18 protein-coding genes and 1 pseudogene are annotated in these 17170 nt (G+C 49.4%); 7 read left to right on the forward strand and 12 right to left on the reverse strand.

Features of this window, described 5'->3' with window-relative positions; all coding sequences use genetic code 11:
• Position 1 precedes the first annotated feature (1 nt).
• Entirely contained in the window at positions 2-1273 is a 1272-nt protein-coding gene (locus H6G45_RS09835; RefSeq protein WP_190598268.1) for a lipid-A-disaccharide synthase-related protein, read from the reverse strand.
• Between the two features lie 65 nt (positions 1274-1338).
• On the opposite strand from H6G45_RS09835, the gene H6G45_RS09840 reads away from it, so the two are divergent.
• The 3 genes from H6G45_RS09840 to H6G45_RS09850 all read left to right on the forward strand — a co-directional run bounded on the left by H6G45_RS09840 (position 1339) and on the right by H6G45_RS09850 (position 3143).
• The gene (locus H6G45_RS09840) at positions 1339-1995 is read left to right on the forward strand and encodes a DedA family protein (protein WP_190598269.1); all 657 of its coding nucleotides are present in this window, start codon (positions 1339-1341) and stop codon (positions 1993-1995) included.
• A gap of 40 nt (positions 1996-2035) precedes the next feature.
• On the forward strand, positions 2036-2353 hold the full coding sequence (trxA, locus tag H6G45_RS09845) for a thioredoxin (protein ID WP_190598270.1): 318 nt from the start codon (positions 2036-2038) through the stop codon (positions 2351-2353).
• A 244-nt stretch (positions 2354-2597) separates the two neighbouring features.
• Positions 2598-3143, forward strand: a complete 546-nt coding sequence (locus tag H6G45_RS09850) for a GrpB family protein (protein WP_190598271.1) — start codon at positions 2598-2600, stop codon at positions 3141-3143.
• Positions 3144-3174: 31 nt separating this feature from the next.
• Here the strand turns inward: H6G45_RS09850 and H6G45_RS09855 are convergent.
• The 4 genes and pseudogenes from H6G45_RS09855 to H6G45_RS09870 all read right to left on the reverse strand — a co-directional run.
• Positions 3175-3789: pseudogene (locus H6G45_RS09855) on the reverse strand (2OG-Fe(II) oxygenase); the annotation flags it as partial.
• 198 nt (positions 3790-3987) lie between these two features.
• Entirely contained in the window at positions 3988-5655 is a 1668-nt protein-coding gene (gene groL / locus H6G45_RS09860; protein WP_190598272.1) for a chaperonin GroEL, read from the reverse strand.
• A 139-nt stretch (positions 5656-5794) separates the two neighbouring features.
• Complete coding sequence (locus H6G45_RS09865) at positions 5795-6772, reverse strand: ABC transporter ATP-binding protein (RefSeq protein ID WP_190598273.1); 978 nt, start codon at positions 6770-6772, stop codon at positions 5795-5797.
• A 39-nt stretch (positions 6773-6811) separates the two neighbouring features.
• The gene (locus tag H6G45_RS09870; protein WP_190598274.1) at positions 6812-7693 is read right to left on the reverse strand and encodes a pentapeptide repeat-containing protein; all 882 of its coding nucleotides are present in this window, start codon (positions 7691-7693) and stop codon (positions 6812-6814) included.
• Positions 7694-7953: 260 nt separating this feature from the next.
• Here H6G45_RS09870 and H6G45_RS09875 point away from each other — a divergent pair, with 260 nt between their 5' ends.
• Entirely contained in the window at positions 7954-8676 is a 723-nt protein-coding gene (locus H6G45_RS09875; RefSeq protein ID WP_199309672.1) for an SIMPL domain-containing protein, read from the forward strand.
• Positions 8677-8685: 9 nt separating this feature from the next.
• Here the strand turns inward: H6G45_RS09875 and H6G45_RS09880 are convergent, their stop codons facing one another.
• The 6 genes from H6G45_RS09880 to H6G45_RS09905 form a co-directional block, all read right to left on the reverse strand.
• On the reverse strand, positions 8686-9339 hold the full coding sequence (locus H6G45_RS09880) for a DUF4335 domain-containing protein (RefSeq protein ID WP_190598276.1): 654 nt from the start codon (positions 9337-9339) through the stop codon (positions 8686-8688).
• Positions 9336-10007, reverse strand: a complete 672-nt coding sequence (locus H6G45_RS09885) for a DUF3038 domain-containing protein (RefSeq protein ID WP_242018124.1) — start codon at positions 10005-10007, stop codon at positions 9336-9338. The genes H6G45_RS09880 and H6G45_RS09885 overlap by 4 nt, the downstream gene beginning before the upstream one ends.
• Positions 10008-10059: 52 nt before the next feature.
• The gene (locus H6G45_RS09890) at positions 10060-11301 is read right to left on the reverse strand and encodes a DUF445 domain-containing protein (RefSeq protein ID WP_242018125.1); all 1242 of its coding nucleotides are present in this window, start codon (positions 11299-11301) and stop codon (positions 10060-10062) included.
• A 172-nt stretch (positions 11302-11473) separates the two neighbouring features.
• Positions 11474-11974 (reverse strand): thioesterase family protein, encoded by a 501-nt coding sequence (locus H6G45_RS09895; protein ID WP_190598278.1) that lies wholly within the window; start codon positions 11972-11974, stop codon positions 11474-11476.
• Between the two features lie 45 nt (positions 11975-12019).
• Positions 12020-12985, reverse strand: coding sequence for an o-succinylbenzoate synthase (locus tag H6G45_RS09900; protein ID WP_190598279.1), 966 nt, complete (start codon positions 12983-12985; stop codon positions 12020-12022).
• Between the two features lie 103 nt (positions 12986-13088).
• Positions 13089-14231: a peptidylprolyl isomerase gene (locus H6G45_RS09905; protein WP_228017337.1), complete on the reverse strand. Its 1143-nt coding sequence runs from the start codon at positions 14229-14231 to the stop codon at positions 13089-13091.
• A 112-nt stretch (positions 14232-14343) separates the two neighbouring features.
• Between H6G45_RS09905 and efp the strand changes: the two genes are divergently transcribed.
• From efp to H6G45_RS09920, 3 genes are all read left to right on the forward strand, one after another.
• A complete protein-coding gene (gene efp, locus H6G45_RS09910) occupies positions 14344-14907 on the forward strand; it encodes an elongation factor P (protein ID WP_190598281.1) in 564 nt (187 codons plus the stop codon).
• Between the two features lie 107 nt (positions 14908-15014).
• Positions 15015-15479 carry an acetyl-CoA carboxylase biotin carboxyl carrier protein gene (gene accB / locus H6G45_RS09915; RefSeq protein ID WP_190598282.1) on the forward strand — a complete coding sequence of 155 codons (465 nt, stop codon included), beginning with the start codon at positions 15015-15017 and terminating at the stop codon, positions 15477-15479.
• 105 nt (positions 15480-15584) lie between these two features.
• The gene (locus H6G45_RS09920) at positions 15585-16478 is read left to right on the forward strand and encodes a BMC domain-containing protein (protein ID WP_190598283.1); all 894 of its coding nucleotides are present in this window, start codon (positions 15585-15587) and stop codon (positions 16476-16478) included.
• A 279-nt stretch (positions 16479-16757) separates the two neighbouring features.
• On the opposite strand, the gene H6G45_RS09925 is transcribed toward H6G45_RS09920, so the two are convergent.
• Positions 16758-17051 carry a PQ-loop repeat-containing protein gene (locus tag H6G45_RS09925; protein ID WP_190598284.1) on the reverse strand — a complete coding sequence of 98 codons (294 nt, stop codon included), beginning with the start codon at positions 17049-17051 and terminating at the stop codon, positions 16758-16760.
• Positions 17052-17170 lie beyond the last annotated feature (119 nt).

A 17170-nucleotide genomic window follows, 5' to 3' on the forward strand; every position in this document is an offset into this window, starting at 1 on the left:
ACTAACCCCATTGTTGGCGGAGGACTTCTGCGATGCGGCGGGCCGCTCCAGCTTCACCCAATCGTTCCCGACCATTACGGGCGATCGCCTCTAGTCGATCACTATCATGCAAAACTCGTCGCAAAGCTTCACCAGTTTGTTCAGGACTATCTAACATGATTAAGGATTCCCCCAAAAGCCAGGTTTGACGGCGGGCAAAATAAGGATTGTATTGGGGACCAGATCCAGGAAAACTAATCACTGGTTTTCCAAGGCCGACAAATTGTTCTGTAGCGGTACCAGCCATGGCGATCGCCGCTTGGGCATGGTGTAAACAATCGGCAAACTGGTGTTGGCTAAAAACCAGACGGGCTTGGCTTTTTTGGTAAACGGGGCCCCTGATCAGGCAAGAAACTTTGTTGGTCAAAAGTTCCACGTTATTGTCCTCCAGTCGTTGCCAACCTTGGGTTTCAACTTCAGCCATTAACGGTTTTAAGGGCAGGGAAGGGGCGATCGCTGCCAGGAAAGTTACGGAAGTATCGGGAAAATGGGCCAACACGGCGGTTAAACTTTGTCCAATCAAGGCCCAATTGCGTTCCATTTCTGGCGATCGGGAACCGGGTAACAGGGTAACGGTCAAACTCTGCCCTGGCTGTAACGGTTGGGGTTGGCAATCTCGCGGGTTTAAACCGTCCATCATCGGATTGCCCACGGGGAAACTAGCCACACCTTGGCTTAATAAACTTGCATGGGTGAGGCGATCGCGGGGAAAGACCGCTCTGCAATTTTTCCTCGTCATTAACCACCGCTCCCAAGGATAGTAGGCGGAACCAAGCCATTTTTCCCAAGCTTGGGTACTGGGTAACCATTCCCCAGCGGGGGAGCGGAGATAATATTCCGACTTAGCTGTGCCCACAAAGGCATATTCAGCTTTACCCAACCAAGCTAGGGCTAGGGGCACGATATCCCCCACTGCCAGAACTTTGCCCCCTTGGGCTGTCCATTGTTTCAAACTCCCCAACTGGGCTTTAGTGAGCCCCCATAGCCCCCCCTGCACATCCCGCCATAGTTCCCTGGCATCCATGTTGTTAAAGCCACCGGAGGGCATGGTTTTCACCGGGCCAATTAGGGGAATGTTTAAGCGTCGATAACTACTGCCTTCCCCCACCAAGGGCAATCCCACTAATATTTCCCCCGGCTCCATCCCCGCCAGTGCACTCCAAGCCTGGCCAATACTAACGGCGATCGCATCTTCCCCATGGCCATTGCTGAGCAGTAAAATCTTCGGCAGCATCCAACACTCCCATCCGTTACACTAAAAATAAGCAGATTATTAAGAATTATTAAATAAGCATCACCATGGGTTGGGAATTTTTTTCGCTAGAGACATTGCAGGAATTGGCCCGTCAATATGGTTACGGAGCCGTATTCTTTGGCATTGCCTTGGAAAATGCGGGCATTCCCATCCCTGGAGAAACCATAACCCTGTTGGGGGGCTTTTTGGCCGGCAGTGGGGATTTAAGTTACGGCGGTGTATTAATTGCGGCGATCGCCGGGGCTGTGTTGGGGGACAGTTGTGGTTACTGGGTCGGACGTTGGGGCGGTTGGCCCTTACTGACCAGGGCGGCCAAACTGTTTAACATTCCCCAGGAAAAGCTAGACCAAGCCCGGCATAAATTTAGCCAAAATGGGGCGGCGGCAGTGTTTTTGGGGCGTTTTGTCACTCTGCTGAGGATTTTTGCTGGGCCCATGGCCGGCATTGTCCGCATGCCCTACGGCAAGTTTTTGCTCTACAACATCGGCGGTGCTTCCGTTTGGGCCACCATAACTGTCAGTTTGGCCTACTTTTTAGGGCGGGTGGTCACCATTGAGCAAATTATTGCCTGGACGACCCAATTCAGTTGGTTTGCCCTAGCTGCTGTGGTGGGAATGGTGGGCATCTACTTTATCTTTCACTTCCTACAAAAGCGTTTTGATCAAACCATTGAGTCGGCCATAGGCGATCGCCCCCAATAATTGTTAGAACTGGATTAATACCTTTGCGAGGGAAAATACCATGGCCGTCAAAAAACAGTTTGCCAATTTTGCCGAAATGCTGGCCGGTTCCCCCAAGCCGGTGTTAGTGGACTTTTACGCTACCTGGTGCGGCCCCTGTCAAATGATGGCCCCCATTCTTGAGCAAGTGGGCAGTCATCTCCGTCAGCAACTCCAAGTGGTGAAAATTGACACCGATAGATACCCGGCGATCGCCACCCAGTACCAAATCCAGTCTTTACCAACGTTGGTGTTATTCAAGCAGGGGCAACCGGTGCATCGCATTGAAGGCGTACAACAGGCCGCCCAGTTAATCCAACAGTTGCAGGTTTTTGTTTAAATATCATCATTCCGGCGATCGGGAAGAAAACACTTTTCTTGTAGTCTCTCCCGTTTAGTTGGACTTTCCCATGGAATGTATTTGAAAAGTCCCTCTGACCTTCCGAGTTCGGAAAGAAACTAGATATCCATTTCCTATTGGCTGAAGCGTTAGGGGGCAAACTAAAACCTTGCAAACGGGCTCCTAGGACCTCATTTGTCAGGGAATGTTGGGTTGCTCCAGCTATTAGTAAGATAGCCAAATCATGAGAAAAGTGGAAGTTGTCCCCCATAACCAAAAATGGCGAACGGCGTTTGCAGTTGAATCGGAACGGGTCGCCGCTGAAATGGGAGAAAATGTTATCGCCGTACACCATATTGGCAGCACAGCTATTCCCGGCATCTATGCCAAACCCATCATCGATCTGTTGGTTGAAGTCAAAAATATTTTTAATGTGGATGAGCAGAACTCATCTATGGAATCAATTGGCTACGAAGTGATGGGAGAATTTGGCATTCCTGGTCGTCGATACTTTCGTAAGAACAACCAAGCGGGGTTCAGAACCCATCATATTCATATCTTCGAGGTTGGTTCAGAGCAAGTAAAACGTCACTTAAAATTTCGAGATTACATGATTGCCCATGCTGACGACGCCCAGAAATATAGCGAACTAAAACGCAAGTTGGCAAAAAAATATCCTACAAATATCGATAAATATATGGATGGTAAAGATCAATTTATTAGAGAAATAGACAGGAAAGCGGCACAATGGCACAAAACACAAAAAAGTCAACTTTCAATAACTCAATAATTGCTGATCAGTATTCCTTGATAGAGTTCAATTAATCAGCATCAATAGTCCGGCGAATCCAGCCGTTGACCGTAAATCGACTGTGGGCAAATTCTCTAGAAGGACAAATCACAGGCATTACTTCATGGCGGCAACGGCTATTAAAAAAGATAATGGAATTATTGGTGGGGGGTAATAGTTTGAAAATTGGGATGGGTAATAATAGTGCTGTTTTGAAGTTCTGTATCGTAGAGTTTTAACTACCCCCCAGAAAATGCCTTTGGTTCTTGGTAAAAATAATAGACATAGGTGATTTGTCGGCTGGCTGTTTTTTCACTACGGGCATCGTTATGAATTTTGTAATAACAACCATCATTATGGGCTGTAAGCTGCACTTCAATTTCTGCAATTTCGAAAGGGGGAATTTTTAATTGCTCCAGTAATTTCAGTAGCGTCTTTGTGATTCTTTCCCTTATTAGGGCTGACAATACCGGAATTTTTTTAGAAAAAGCACATAGGATTGGCGATATTGATTTGCTTTAGTGGTAGTGTTTGACTCCATATATTGCTGTCGTCTGTTAATTGCTTCTCTGATAAATTTTTTATTTTACTCTGGGGATAAAAAGTCTTTAACTTCTACATAATTAGCAGGCAAAAATATTGATTCCTACTATTGATCCCCCTGAATCATTTAAGATCAATAATACTTTTGTCAGACAATTTATGGTTGAACAATTTTAGCTGTTTTGTAGGTAACAAAAATCCCCCTCCCAATTAACAAAGGAAGGGGGACAACAGGCAACAAAGCCTTCAGATGATTAACAAGAATGGATTAAGGCTCCAATCATGGTTAAGAATGGGGCAATTACATCATGCCCATGCCACCCATGCCGCCCATACCACCCATTCCGCCCATGCCACCCATATCGGGCATAGCGGGGGCCGCTGGTTCAGGTTTTTCCACTACCAGGGCTTCGGTGGTTAGCACCATACCAGCAATGGAAGCGGCATTTTGCAGGGCAGAACGCACCACTTTGGCGGGATCGATGATGCCAGCGGCAATTAGGTCTTCAATTTTGCCGGTGATGACGTTGTAACCTTGGTTGCCAGTGGCTTCTTTAACTTTTTCGACAATGACAGAACCTTCCACCCCGGCATTGCTGCCCAACTGGTGTAGGGGGGCTTCCAGAGCTTTGGCAATGATGTCGGCCGCCACCCGTTCTTCATCGTTGCTGAGTTGGGCTTTAAAGGCTTGAATTTTGCCAGCTAAACGGATTAGGGTTGTGCCACCACCAGGGACAATACCTTCTTCCACCGCTGCTTTAGTGGCGTTGAGGGCATCTTCAATGCGGAGTTTGCGGTCTTTGAGTTCCGTTTCAGTGGCGGCGCCGACTTTAATCACTGCCACACCACCGGCTAGTTTGGCGATGCGCTCTTGGATTTTTTCTTTGTCGTAGTCAGAATCGGACGCGGCGTATTCTTTGCGGAGTTGCTCAATGCGTTCTTTAACTCCGGCAGAGGCCCGTTTGTCCGCTCCAGCAACGAGGATGGTGTTGTCCTTTTCCAAAGTGGCTTTAACCGCTTGACCCAATTGATCCAAGCTCACGCTGTCGAGGCTCAGGCCAATATCTTCAGAAATGACACTACCACCGGTGAGGATGGCGATGTCCTGCAACACCGCTTTACGCCGATCGCCAAAGGCGGGGGCTTTAATGGCGGCCACGTTGAGCACACCCCGGGCTTTGTTGACCACTAGGGTAGCGAGGGCTTCTCCTTCAATATCTTCAGCAATAATCAACAGGGGACGACCGGCCCGGGCAACGCTTTCCAGCACGGGTACCAAGTCGGCAATGGCGCTGATTTTTTTGTCGGTAATTAAAATCAGAGGATTATCAAACTCCACCAACTGGCGATCGCTATCGGTGATGAAGTAGGGGGAAATGTAACCCCGGTCGATCTGCATCCCTTCTACCACTTCCAACTCGGTGTTGAGAGACTTGGACTCTTCCACGGTGATGACGCCATCTTTGGTGACTTTGTCCATGGCATCGGCAATCATGGCCCCTACTTCCGGATCGTTACCGGCGGATACGGTGGCCACCTGGGCGATCGCCGAACCTTCTACGGGTTTAGCCAAAGCCTCAATTTCTTGGACGAGGAAAGTGGTAACTTTTTCGATGCCCCGACGGAGAGCTACAGGGTTAGCTCCAGCGGCCACGTTACGTAAACCTTCCCGTACTAAAGCTTGGGCAATAATAGTGGCGGTGGTGGTGCCGTCCCCGGCGATTTCCTTGGTTTTGGAAGCAACTTCCTGGATTAACTTAGCTCCAGCATTTTCTTCCGGGTTAGACAGTTCAATTTCTTTGGCGACGGTGATGCCATCGTTGACAATTTGGGGAGCACCGTACTGCTTTTCTAATAAAACGTTGCGACCTTTGGGGCCGAGGGTAATCCGCACTGCATCGGCCAGGGCATTAATCCCCGCTTCCAGGGAGCGTCTGGATTCATCCTTAAAGGAAATAAGCTTAGACATAGACTAAAAAGTTACAAATAACGTCAAAGGTGGCGGACAAGTCCATAAAGCACTTTAGCACTCTTGGCAGTGGAGTGCTAAGCCAGGCAAGGTTCGGTTTTCCGTTCTTTGGGACGCTTAAGATACTGAATTTTTTTGCTTACTGACTGGTGGTGATGCCCCGTTCCCGCAGTTGCCGGATGAAATAATCTTCCAGGGAAGGCCTGGCCAAATTGAGGCTGATTAAACTGGCTCCAAGACTAGGTAGAGCATCCACTAGCGTTTGGGGATCTCCTTGGTAATCACCATGCCAGACATCCTGTTCCTGACTGAGGTTGCCCAAATATTTGCTTAATTCCTCTACTTGTCCCCCCCGTAGGATCACTTGGTAACCTTCGTCGGTGCCCAACACTTCTGCTAAAGAACCGCTACAGAGCAATTCTCCCCGGGCCAAAATGGCAATGCGGTCACAAATTTGCTCCACGTCGGCCAAAATGTGGGAGTTGAAAAAGATGGTTTTGCCCTGTTCCTTGAGGGAGAGAATAATTTCCCGCACCTGGTAACGCCCCAGGGGGTCTAAACCGGACATGGGTTCATCGAGGAATACCACTTCTGGATCATTAATGAGGGCCTGGGCCATGCCCACCCGTTGCAACATACCTTTAGAATATTGCCGCAATTGCTTCTTTTTGGCAGTTTTTTGGGCCAGCCCCACTAAATCGCACATGGCCATAATGCGCCGCTGCCGTTCCCTTTTGCCAATCTGAAACAGGCTGCCAATGTAATCCAAAAATTCCCAGGCGGTTAAAAAGTCATAAAAATAGGCATTTTCCGGCAGATAGCCTACCCGTTGTTTAGTCTGGCGATCGCCGATGGGTTTGCCCAGGAGGGTGCCCCGGCCGCCGCTGGCACGGATAACCCCCAAAAGAATTTTTAATAAGGTAGTTTTGCCCGCCCCATTGGGACCAAGCAGGCCAAAGGTTTCTCCCGGTTGCACCGCAATGGATAAAGGTTTAAGGGATTCCACCTTCTGATTCATCCAAAAGCCAGTACGGTAGGTCTTGCTAATCTCCCAGGTTTCCACCACATGGCCCTGGATTGGTTCCTTTGCCTCGGCGATCGGAGTTGACACGACCATTAACTTATTTCCTCCCTGAAAAAGTCCTGCCCAGAAGAGCTAACCACTAATACTAAAAACACATCGATTAGTTTCGATCATCGTGGAAAAGGTCTTAAAAATGACTGCGCAGGATTTGACATACTGCTGAGCCCATTGTTGAGCCAACTCAATTTGGGTTGGGGTCAACTGCTCCTGCTTTGGCCCTTGATAGTTAAGTTTAACGGCTTTTTTATCCACCTCAAACTGGGCGAACCATTCTTCCTTGGGCCGGGTCGATTGGAGATAACGACTAGCCATGGTACTACCTAAATAATGATTACCTAAACTACCCAAATATTCAAAAGTTAATAACAGGTCTTCCACCGTCAAGCTAGTGGGGAGGGAAGCTTGGCCAGACTGTTCCTCTTTGAGCGGGGTTTGAGCCTCGGTTTGAGGACTAGGAGCACTATCCCCTGCCACCTTGATCAGACCGAAGTTTTCGGGCTTAAAACCGGCGTCAAACTGGGTTTGTTGATTATATTTGGCATTGGTTAACTTTGCCCCAGTTAAATCTGCCCCCGTTAGCAAAGCCCCGTGCAAACAGGCTTCTTCAAGATTAGCCCTGGTCAGTAACGCTCCGGCACAAAGGGCCTGGTCTAAATGGGCTCCCTGGAGATTAACTTTGAGCAAAAAGGTTTTTAGTAGGGATGCCTGCCCCAGGTCAGCCCTAGCCAAATTAGCGCCGGACAGATCGGCGTTGTTAAAATAGCAACCCTGCAATTTACAGCCTTGTAAATCTGATCCCCGCAGGTTGGCCTCGCTGAAGTCTGAGCCACTAAAATCTGCTCCAGCTAGGGTGAAGCCGTGGAGGTCAATGTGCCGCAGGGCTAAGTTAGGAAAATGGCGCTCCCCTGCCTGGTATTGACTAAGAATCGCCTGGGCTTGATTACTGTCTACCATCGAAAATTTTTCCGCTGCCGAGACTGCCGGTCAATTAAGATTAACCCTATCTAGTGCAAACCATAGCATTCAGTGGGTAACTTGTTGTCAACCCTGCATTGTGCCCTGTCAACAGGGGGCAAGGGTTTGCGTCCGCACTCCGGCAAATCCCTTCTAAAGCACTGGTTTTTGTCTTCTGTGGGCTATCTGCCAGGGAGCTAGAACTTTGCCCTTAAACATCGCCAAGGGTGCGACTAAATATTTTTTCTAGGAGGCCAACCATGGGCATATTTAGACTTTCTCAATTTTCCGCATCGGTGCTGTTTTTATCCGGTACCCTTCTCACTGCCTTGCCCCCCTCTCCCCTTTGGGCTAACGAAATGCAACAACTGCTCACTGTCACTGGCCAAGCTTCGGAATCTGTCCCCACCACCCTAACTGAAGCCCAGCTAACGGTGGAAGTCCAAGCCGATACTGCTAACCAGGTTCAAACGGCGATCGCCGAACGGAGTAACCGTCTGGTGGAATATCTACGCAGTCAACGGGTAGATAAGTTACAAACCCAGGGGCTACAACTCCAGCCCAACTATGTCTATAGCAACAATGAAAGAAGGTTAGAAGGCTACATTGGCAGTAATACCGTCAGTTTTCAGTACCCAAGCGACCAAGTGGGAAAAATCCTTGACGAAGCTGTGCGGGCCGGGGCCAGTCGCATCGATGGTATTCGCTTTATCGCTACCCCTGAAACCCTCAAGGCAGCAGAACAAAAGGCCTTGGTCGCCGCCACCGCCGATGCCCAGGCCCAAGCTCGGGTGGTGCTGTCCAGTTTAAATTTAACCCCCCAAAACATTGTCCGCATTGTTATTAATCCCAGTCCAGGGCAACCCATGCCCCTTTTTAGGGGGGCCCTGGCCGCTTCCCCGGTAGCGGAATCTGCGCCCACCCCGATTATTAGCGGCGACCAAACAGTACAGGCCACAGTGACCCTGGAAATTGCCTATTAATTATTTTTGCTAGGGCGTCGGGCCATCCGTGGGATTGCCATTGTCGGGCTGAATCAAATCGGGAGTATTGCCGGGGTTCACTTCCGGCTCCCTAATTTCAGGGATAGGCAACCAGTAGATCACCAGGGCAAAAACTGCTAAGCCCAAAGCTCCCAAGCTGGCGGGAATGGCCCGTTGCACAAAGGGTTCGTCCGGTTGCCGGTGGCGACGGGACAGGGGTTCTAGGGTAAGGGAAAAGTCCGGTAAAGTATGGCGATCGCCAATAAATTGGTCCACAGCTTCCACCAGGTCAAAGAGTTCCACAGTGGATAGATCAACGGCGATCGCCTCGGAGGATTCATCAGCCGGGGGATGCCACACCAAACGGTGCAGGGCCTGATCCGGCAGGGGGGTTAACTCGGCCCATTCCCCATTTTCTCCCCTGGTTTCTGTGGGATGGGGAATACCACTCAGACAACCCTGGGCGTAACTGTTGACCGCTTTAGCCAAGGCCTCCAGAAAAGCGCGGCCACCTTCCAAACTTTGGTTGGTGCCGAGGAACTGACAACGGGCATTGAGAATGATCTGCAAATCCTCGTTGCTAGAACTGGGATCAGTGCCGCTGGCCATGCCCTCCAGGGTGAGGGTACAGTTGGGTAAGCGATAGGGTCTTTGAATATTCAAGCCACTTCTCCGTCAAACAAGCTGATCCATAAACGTTCCATGCCGATGGTGCCAGTGCAAAACAATAATTGGTTGAGCAAACCCAGGGCAAAATCGTCCATGGCCGGTTCCGAAGCCAACAACACCGATACTTTAGCCCGGCGGGGATTCATCCGGCTACTAAAATGGGAACGGAATTGGTCTAGGTAATCCGACAGTAAAAAATTAGTACCCACCGGTAACTGTTTGGCCCGCATTTGCCGTTCTGCAATGAGCAATTGCCGCATAGTTACATTCAACGGCTTGGCCTGGTAATGGGCGATCGCCGTCAGGGCCTTGGCTTGGTCTAGGGTGAGCAGGGTGCGGTTGTAGGAACGTCGCCAGGGATTAGTACAGCGTAACCGCCACAGAGCCAGGGCATGGGGAACAATGGACTGTAGCCCCAAACTTTCCGCACTGGCCAGCATTTTCGACGCCGAACCCACATCCAAAGCCTCGATCGCCAGTAAGAGCAAATCAAGGCGTTGCTGTAACTGACTGGCACACCGCTGATTAGAGAGGGGAAAATCCGGCAAAGTTTTTAGCACAGCGGCCTGTTCTTCAACAACAACGGCGGCATCAGACATGGGCAAAGTTAACAGGCTGAGTTGGGTAACGTAGCAGAGCAGCCCAAAGGCTACCCAGAACATAGTCTAAATTTTGACACTGCAAACCATGGTATCGCATCGAGTCAGACTCCCATCAAAAACCACGGCTGACCAAGAAAAAGCCACTCTGCAAAGCACCAATAATTAACCCCAGCACTCCCCCCAGATTAACAATGGCCTGGAGTTCACTACGGACAATGGCCTGGACAGCGGTTTCCAACTCGGCGGCGGGGGTTTCATTAATACGATTGATAATCACCTGGTCAATGGCCAGGATGGGAATAATTTGCTTGACAATTTTTTCTAAATCCTCCTCCAAATACCGTTCCAAAATTGACGCCAACTCCTCACTTACCAAACCCAGGGAGCCGGTCACCGCCGTGGAAGACTGCAGACGATTGACAATGAGCACCGCCACATTATCCCAATCCACCGAGTTACCAAAATCCTTCAGAAAAGGTTCCCCCCGCTCCCGAATATAGGTCCGCACCACTTCCCCTGTGGTCCGCCGCAATTGTCGCACCGTCGAAACAGGTAAATTTTCCAAGGATAATTGCTGTAGCCAGTCCTTGAGGCGATTCCGAATTTCCAAGGAAAGTAATAATTCCTTCAGGCGCAAATTGGCCGTTTCCTTTTCCTCCAGGCAAAAAGCCCGCAAACGGGTGAGGGAATTACGCACCCCAAATAAATTAGCCACCACCCAATAGGTGCCACTGGTTTTTTCCCGAAAACCCTCGTCAATTACCTGGATATTGCGATCGCTCAAAAAATCCACCAACGCCAAACGAATGGTATCCGGCGGCAACACCGTACCTAGTAACCAATCAGCGAACTGACGGGATTGCAGTTCCGACAATCGAAATTCCAGCAAAATTTGATCAAAAATCCGGTTAATCTGATCCGATAGAAAATTATCCTGCCGGGCCAGGGCTTTTAGTAAGCGGGGCAAAGATTCACTAAATAAATCCCGTAAAATATTGGCGAGAATTTGGGCGGTTTTTTGTTGCTTATCTTCGCGAATTTGTTTCAGGGCCAATTGCAATAGCCACCCCAAGGCCCCCTCTACCCGGTCCCGTTGCAGTAGTTTACGGGCTAGCCGTTGCAGTTCCTCCGGGGTCAGCAAAGACCCCATAATAGTGTCGGAAACCCTCTTGGCCAGACGTTCCTGGTTGCGGGGAATTAATCCAGGGGTGAAGGGCAGTTGATAGGGCCCCAAAAAGAGGGGTTTGTAGGGACGAAATAGCATTTTGATGGCTAAATCGTTGGTGAAATAGCCAATAATTCCCCCCGCAATGGGGGGTAAAGCTAGGGTGAGGAGTAGGGAGTAGTTAATCATCATCAATGGCAAGGCAAGGCAATCCCCAGCCCAGACTGAACAGGATTCAGAGGATCATAATCTTGGCCAGACCAGGGTGAGAAGGAAGAAAAACTAAGGTTTCTCATCAGTGCAAACACAAGTTTTACCCCTCCTTCCCAAAGTAATAAATCCCGCAATTGAAAATCGAAGATCACTGTCTCAGCTTTAATAAATTTTCCTGCACCACCGGCGGTAAACGGCGCATAATTTTGCCCTTGGCCGGATCGATCGCCACTAGGGTAATTTTGCCAGTCACACAGAGTTCCCCGGTTTCTAGGCAAACAATTTGATTTTGCCATTCCAACCGTACTTTCTGGATTTCTTGCATTTGCACTTTAATCACTGCGGTTTGCCCCAGGCGGATGGCCCGGTGGTAGCGTAGGGCCAGGTTCACCACCGGTAAATCACAGCCCAGCTTGACCAAATCGGCAAAATCCACTCCAATGGACCGCAAACATTCAACTCGGGCGGTTTCCAACCAGGTTAGGTAGGTGCCATGCCAAACAACGCCGCCGTAATCAGTGTGGTGGGGCTGCACCCGGACCATAATCTCAAACCACTTTTCGGTCACAGCCTCCAGTTCCGGTCGGGGAACTAGGCAATGGTCTCCTGGGGGGCTTGGGGGTAATTGAGGCTTTGGGGAATCACTCACAGTCAATCTAAAGGGGCCGTTAAACAAAGCTGATCCCCATCATACCTAGTCTGGGGTAGCCTCTGTTATCGGTTCCCTTGGGGGAGCAAAGCCAACGGCATGGTCTGGTAAGTTCCACTTTTGGGCCAGGGCTAACACTTGGCCCCTGGCGATCGCCGTTTCAAACACGGAGGAAAAAATGGCTGGAATGGGATGGTTTTTTAGCCAATTATTCAGGACCCTGGGGTCTCCCATGATGGCGGCTTTGAGGATGTAAAGCCCCGGCCAACCCTCATCGTAGAGTTTTTGCAGTTGAGGTAAGCTACACACCGCTTCGTCTAGGGCAATGGGGGTGACAAAATTTCGTTGCAGTCTAAACATTTCAGCAATTTGCCCAGGGGGTAGGGGTTGCTCCAGGTATTGGACTTTGGGCGGAGAATCTTCCCTTTGGCGATCGAGCAGGGTTAACCATTCTTGGGCCGTGTCCACACTCAAACCTCCGTTGGCATCCAAACGTAAATTTATTTGTCTGGGTAATTTCTCCAATGCTGCTAGCAGTTGTAAATACAAATCCTGTTCTGTCAGGAAATCATCGACTGCAATTTTCCACTTGACGGTATTGGCAGTTAACTTTTTCCCTGAATTGAGGTAATCCAGGGCTCTTTTTCCCGTTGGCAATAGCTGACAATAATTAATATTTTGTGGATTGGTTTCAACCAAACTTTCAGAGCTTAATTCTAACTCCGCCGCCCCAAACGCAAACTGGCAACAGGGTAGGCGATCGCCAATTTCCCTAATCTGCTCTGGCGTAATCTGACCTTTCAAACCATGGCAAAAATCCGTAGCGCTGGCCAAATCCTCCGTACCAAACCACGGTAAGGGGGCAATTTCTCCCCGGCCCCTGTTTCCCCTTTGGTCAGTTAACTCCACAATCAAACCCTGTCGCCGTTCCCAATAGCCATGGGCTGTCACCACTGGGTTAGGCAGGGAAAAATTGTAAGAATAAAAGTTGACTTGATAGGATTCCCCCATGGAGCAGGCTGGGTTCAAGGGCTCTATTAATCTGAAAAAATAAAGAAAAGAGAGGTGTTTTTACCTCCCTTGATAAAATTTCTAACAACAGTTCACCGATTAACTAACTATTACCGTTGACTAAATTGTCAGCACCGTCAACCACCTTGGCCGAGACAATTTTGTCCCCTTCGCTTAACTGTTCCAAGGTTTCTTTGCCATCCACTACGTAACCGAAGACAGAATAACGGCCGTCCATCAAATTAAATCCCGGTGGAGTTAGTTCCGTATCAAATTTAAAGAAGAAAAATTGGGAAGAACCACCATTGGGTTCCGTTTCCGGCCGGGCTAAGGCGATCGCCCCGTAGGCATTGAAAGGCAAAGCTAGTTCCGGTAAGTACATACCGGCATCTTCCAAGGTCATGCCATAGATGGGCCCTTCTTCCCCTTTAACTAAAATTTCCAGGGGAATGGCGCGATATTGTTTGGTTTGGGGGTCAATAAAGCCCGCTTCTGGCCCTGGGGGATCCCCCGCTTGGGTCACAAAGAAATCTTCTGAACGGATGAAAGGTAAACCGTCATAGAATTTGCGTTGCACCAAATCCACAAAGTTACCGGCGTTAATGGGGGCGCTATAGCCATCCACCACAATGGTTAGGGGTCCTTTATTGGTGGTCATTTCCACCGTGGCCCGGCCGTTCAGTTGGGGCAGGTTGGCAAATTCTTCGGGAATAGCAAAGGGGAAATCCGTCACCATCAGAGCTTCCAAATCTCCGATCGCCGTCAGGGCCGATTGACGCAGGCCAATCACCTCTTCCTTATCTTTCGCATCCACCGCTGCGGCCAAATCAGTTAAATCAGTTTTGACAGTGTCCAATAAGGTTTCCGCCTCTGCTTGGCGATCGGCCGGTACCCCAGCGAGAATTTTATCTTCCTTCAGGGTGATGGTCAGATTAGCAGCCCGCACATCTTTTTTAATCGCCGGCCAACGCTTTGCCCGGATATGGTTAGAAATATCTTCCAAGCTATCCTGCAAGCGCCGCACCTCTGGATTATCGATGGGCAGAGCGTAGCGCAAAATGGCATTGGGATCCGTAATGGCATTGCCCTGGGCCAAAGCACCCAACAGCATCGGCTGGCCCAAAGGTAAGCTCCACCCCGGCATCGCCCAAGTCAGGGATAGTAGTGTAAGTACCAGGGACATCAAGCCAAACCGCAGGCCCTGTCGGGTAATTATCCCCAGGGGAATTTTAATAATTTGCATCATAATGATTGTGGTTTGTTCTCCAGCATAGGGGGCAACAGCAAAATTTTCCCACTTCAACGCCCCCATCCCCTAGTAGAATGTTGGGTGAACTTTTGAGTCTTTCTTGGCTTCCATGATATCCAGTAACGATTTTCGCACAGGTACAAGTATTGTGATGGACGGCGCAGTCTGGAAGGTGGTGGAATTCCTCCACGTTAAACCAGGCAAGGGTTCCGCCTTTGTGCGTACCAAGCTCAAAAGTGTTCAAACTGGCAATGTAGTGGAAAAAACTTTCCGGGCGGGGGAAACGGTGCCCCAGGCCAACATCGAAAAATCAGTCATGCAACACACCTATAAAGATGGGGACCAATATGTCTTTATGGACATGGAAACCTTTGAAGAGGTGAGCATTGCCCCAGATACCCTGGGAGACAAGGCCAAATTCATCAAAGAAGAGATGGAAGTTAGTGTGGTCACCTGGGATGGCACTATCCTTGACGTTGAATTGCCCACCAGTGTGGTGTTGGAAATTGTTGAAACTGACCCCGGTGTGAAGGGGGATACGGCCACCGGCGGCACCAAGCCGGCAATTTTGGAAACCGGTGCCCAGGTGATGGTGCCCCTATTCATTGCCCAGGGAGAAAAGATTAAGGTCGATACCAGGGATGGTTCCTACCTGGGACGGGACAATGCCTAAGCTGTGGTTAACTTGATCAATTGGGTAGATGGATTTTAACCCGTAGGCCCATTGGTCAGCTCAAGCTTTAATAATCGTATTTTGTTGTATTGGGGGGTGGGTGATTCGTGGCTATTAACTTTACGGAACTACGGGAATTGTTGGGGGTAATTTCCCAAAGTAATATCACCGAGTTCAGTCTCAAAAGCGGCGATTTTGAGGTTTCGGTGCGGAAGGATACCGTGGCCGGCGGTGTTTCCATTGCCCCCCAGGCCATCACCCCCCCATCTTCCCCTGTAGTTTCTGCTCCGGCTCCCTCCCCCGAAGTTGCGGCCCCATCCCCGGCGGATCAAAAGTGGACGGCGATCGTTTCCCCCATGGTGGGCACTTTTTACCGGGCCCCAGCCCCCGATGAGCCGCCCTTCGTGGAAGTGGGAGATGCAGTCAGCAAAGGCCAGGGGGTCTGCATTATTGAAGCAATGAAGTTAATGAATGAAATTGAAGCGGAAGTGGCGGGGCAGGTAATGGAAATTGTGGTGGAAAATGGGGAGCCGGTGGAATACGGTCAAACTCTGATGTGGATTAAACCCTAACGTGGTTGGCCAGTTTGTTCGGTGCTTTGGGGTCATTTGGGTGCTTCCAACTCAGTGAGTTATCATAGAAGGCGATCGCCACAGCGGCCCTGATCCTCTCCGGTTGTGCCGACTTTCCTAACAATGACCAGCGTCCCCATTGCCCGTTCCCCCCGCACCAGTTATCAGCAAATAAATCAGCACCAGCCCAGTGATAGTGCCCTAGGGTTGGTTTCCACCAGGAGCTTTCCGGCGATCGTGGGGACGGCGGACATGATGCTGAAATCTTCCCAAGTGACCCTAGTGGGCTACGAAAAAATTGGCAGTGGCTACTGTACTGCAGTGGTGCGGGGCAAGGTGGCCGATGTGCGCCTAGCAGTGGAAGAAGGGGCTAGAACAGCAGAACAGTTTGGCCAGTTGGTATCAAAATTGGTCATTCCCCGACCGATGCCTAACCTACAGGCGGTGTTCCCCATTGGCAGTCATCTGGTGGAAATTGCCCAACAGCAACGGGGTTACAGTCGTTTGAGCAATCGCTCCATTGGTCTGTTGGAAACTAGGGGTTTTCCCGCCATGGTGGGGGCCGCCGATGCCATGCTCAAGTCCGCCGATGTGCAACTGGCTTCCTACGAAATTATTGGGGATGGTCTTTGTACCGCCATTGTGCGGGGAACGGTGGCCAATGTGGCCATGGCGATCGAGGTGGGCATGCAAGAAGCGGAACGTATTGGCGAACTCCATGCTGTGATGATTATTCCTCGGCTTTTGGAAGATTTAGAACATACTTTGCCCGTAGCCACCTATTGGCTAGACGAAAACGAACCCCTACCAATGTTACTGCCCAATCAAGTGCGGGAAAAACAACGGCAATTGGTGGCCCTACCGGAATTAGAAAAGGCCGTAGTGCCCCAACGCCAAGCGGAACCATTACCCATGCAAGAAAAAATAGAAGCCCCTTTAATTCTAGAAAAAGAGGCGGAAAAACCCATAGTGGAAGTGCTAGATCCAGAAATAGATTAGTCGGGTATTCTCCCCAACCTGAAATGGAGGATCAACTATGGGTACAAAATACCAAATGCAAGCTGATTTTGGGAGAATAAGTACATTTTTTTATTACAGCAAACTCCGAATTAATTTGATACACACATGACAGCTGTAACGCTTATTCTGTAGGGAATTTACTGCGTCCCTCAGATGTCCCAACCGCTTTATTTACCGTTTACACATTTTAAATTATTTTTTTGATCCTAGATGTTTATCAAAGGTATAAGTTGACTTTTTGGCAGAAATTTCCTAACGTCAAATAACAGGAAATAGTTTGTAATAAATCATCACAAAAATAGTTAAGATATTGGTTGCATAGTTAAACAAAAGGGGCCACATATTAGCATCAGTCCTCCTCTGTTCGTAAAGAATAAACACCAGCGTGAGTACTTCCCCCACAAACCACGAGCCCAAAAATAAGGGAGAAAGACCGTTAGCATTACCATTAAGCCAGCATTCGTAAGCCTGGGGGATACCGCAAACTGCCAGCAGGAAAGCCCCAATCCATCCTATTGCCCTGAGATTTCGATCCGTTGGTTCTTGTTGCATCGATACTATAGCTGATTTATTTAGTTTTGAGACGTTTTGCTGGAGTTGTATGGTAACATGTTGGAAGAATAACACAAGAATCCATAAATAAATCAGTCATGACTTACGATCTTGATTTA

Source organism: Synechocystis sp. FACHB-383, assembly GCF_014698605.1.
GTDB classification, from domain to species: domain Bacteria; phylum Cyanobacteriota; class Cyanobacteriia; order Cyanobacteriales; family Microcystaceae; genus Synechocystis; species Synechocystis salina.

Excerpts from the sequence above, each read along its gene's own strand:
- H6G45_RS09905 (WP_228017337.1), bottom strand. The coding sequence starts at position 14,231 with ATGATGCAAATTATTAAAATTCCCCTGGGGATAATTACCCGACAGGGC.
- H6G45_RS09875 (WP_199309672.1), top strand. The coding sequence starts at position 7,954 with ATGGGCATATTTAGACTTTCTCAATTTTCCGCATCGGTGCTGTTTTTA.
- H6G45_RS09925 (WP_190598284.1), bottom strand. The coding sequence starts at position 17,051 with ATGCAACAAGAACCAACGGATCGAAATCTCAGGGCAATAGGATGGATT.
- groL (WP_190598272.1), bottom strand. The coding sequence starts at position 5,655 with ATGTCTAAGCTTATTTCCTTTAAGGATGAATCCAGACGCTCCCTGGAA.
- trxA (WP_190598270.1), top strand. The coding sequence starts at position 2,036 with ATGGCCGTCAAAAAACAGTTTGCCAATTTTGCCGAAATGCTGGCCGGT.
- H6G45_RS09840 (WP_190598269.1), top strand. The coding sequence starts at position 1,339 with ATGGGTTGGGAATTTTTTTCGCTAGAGACATTGCAGGAATTGGCCCGT.
- H6G45_RS09900 (WP_190598279.1), bottom strand. The coding sequence starts at position 12,985 with ATGGGGGAATCCTATCAAGTCAACTTTTATTCTTACAATTTTTCCCTG.
- H6G45_RS09835 (WP_190598268.1), bottom strand. The coding sequence starts at position 1,273 with ATGCTGCCGAAGATTTTACTGCTCAGCAATGGCCATGGGGAAGATGCG.
- H6G45_RS09870 (WP_190598274.1), bottom strand. The coding sequence starts at position 7,693 with ATGGTAGACAGTAATCAAGCCCAGGCGATTCTTAGTCAATACCAGGCA.
- H6G45_RS09850 (WP_190598271.1), top strand. The coding sequence starts at position 2,598 with ATGAGAAAAGTGGAAGTTGTCCCCCATAACCAAAAATGGCGAACGGCG.
- H6G45_RS09885 (WP_242018124.1), bottom strand. The coding sequence starts at position 10,007 with ATGTTCTGGGTAGCCTTTGGGCTGCTCTGCTACGTTACCCAACTCAGC.
- H6G45_RS09890 (WP_242018125.1), bottom strand. The coding sequence starts at position 11,301 with ATGATTAACTACTCCCTACTCCTCACCCTAGCTTTACCCCCCATTGCG.
- efp (WP_190598281.1), top strand. The coding sequence starts at position 14,344 with ATGATATCCAGTAACGATTTTCGCACAGGTACAAGTATTGTGATGGAC.
- H6G45_RS09865 (WP_190598273.1), bottom strand. The coding sequence starts at position 6,772 with ATGGTCGTGTCAACTCCGATCGCCGAGGCAAAGGAACCAATCCAGGGC.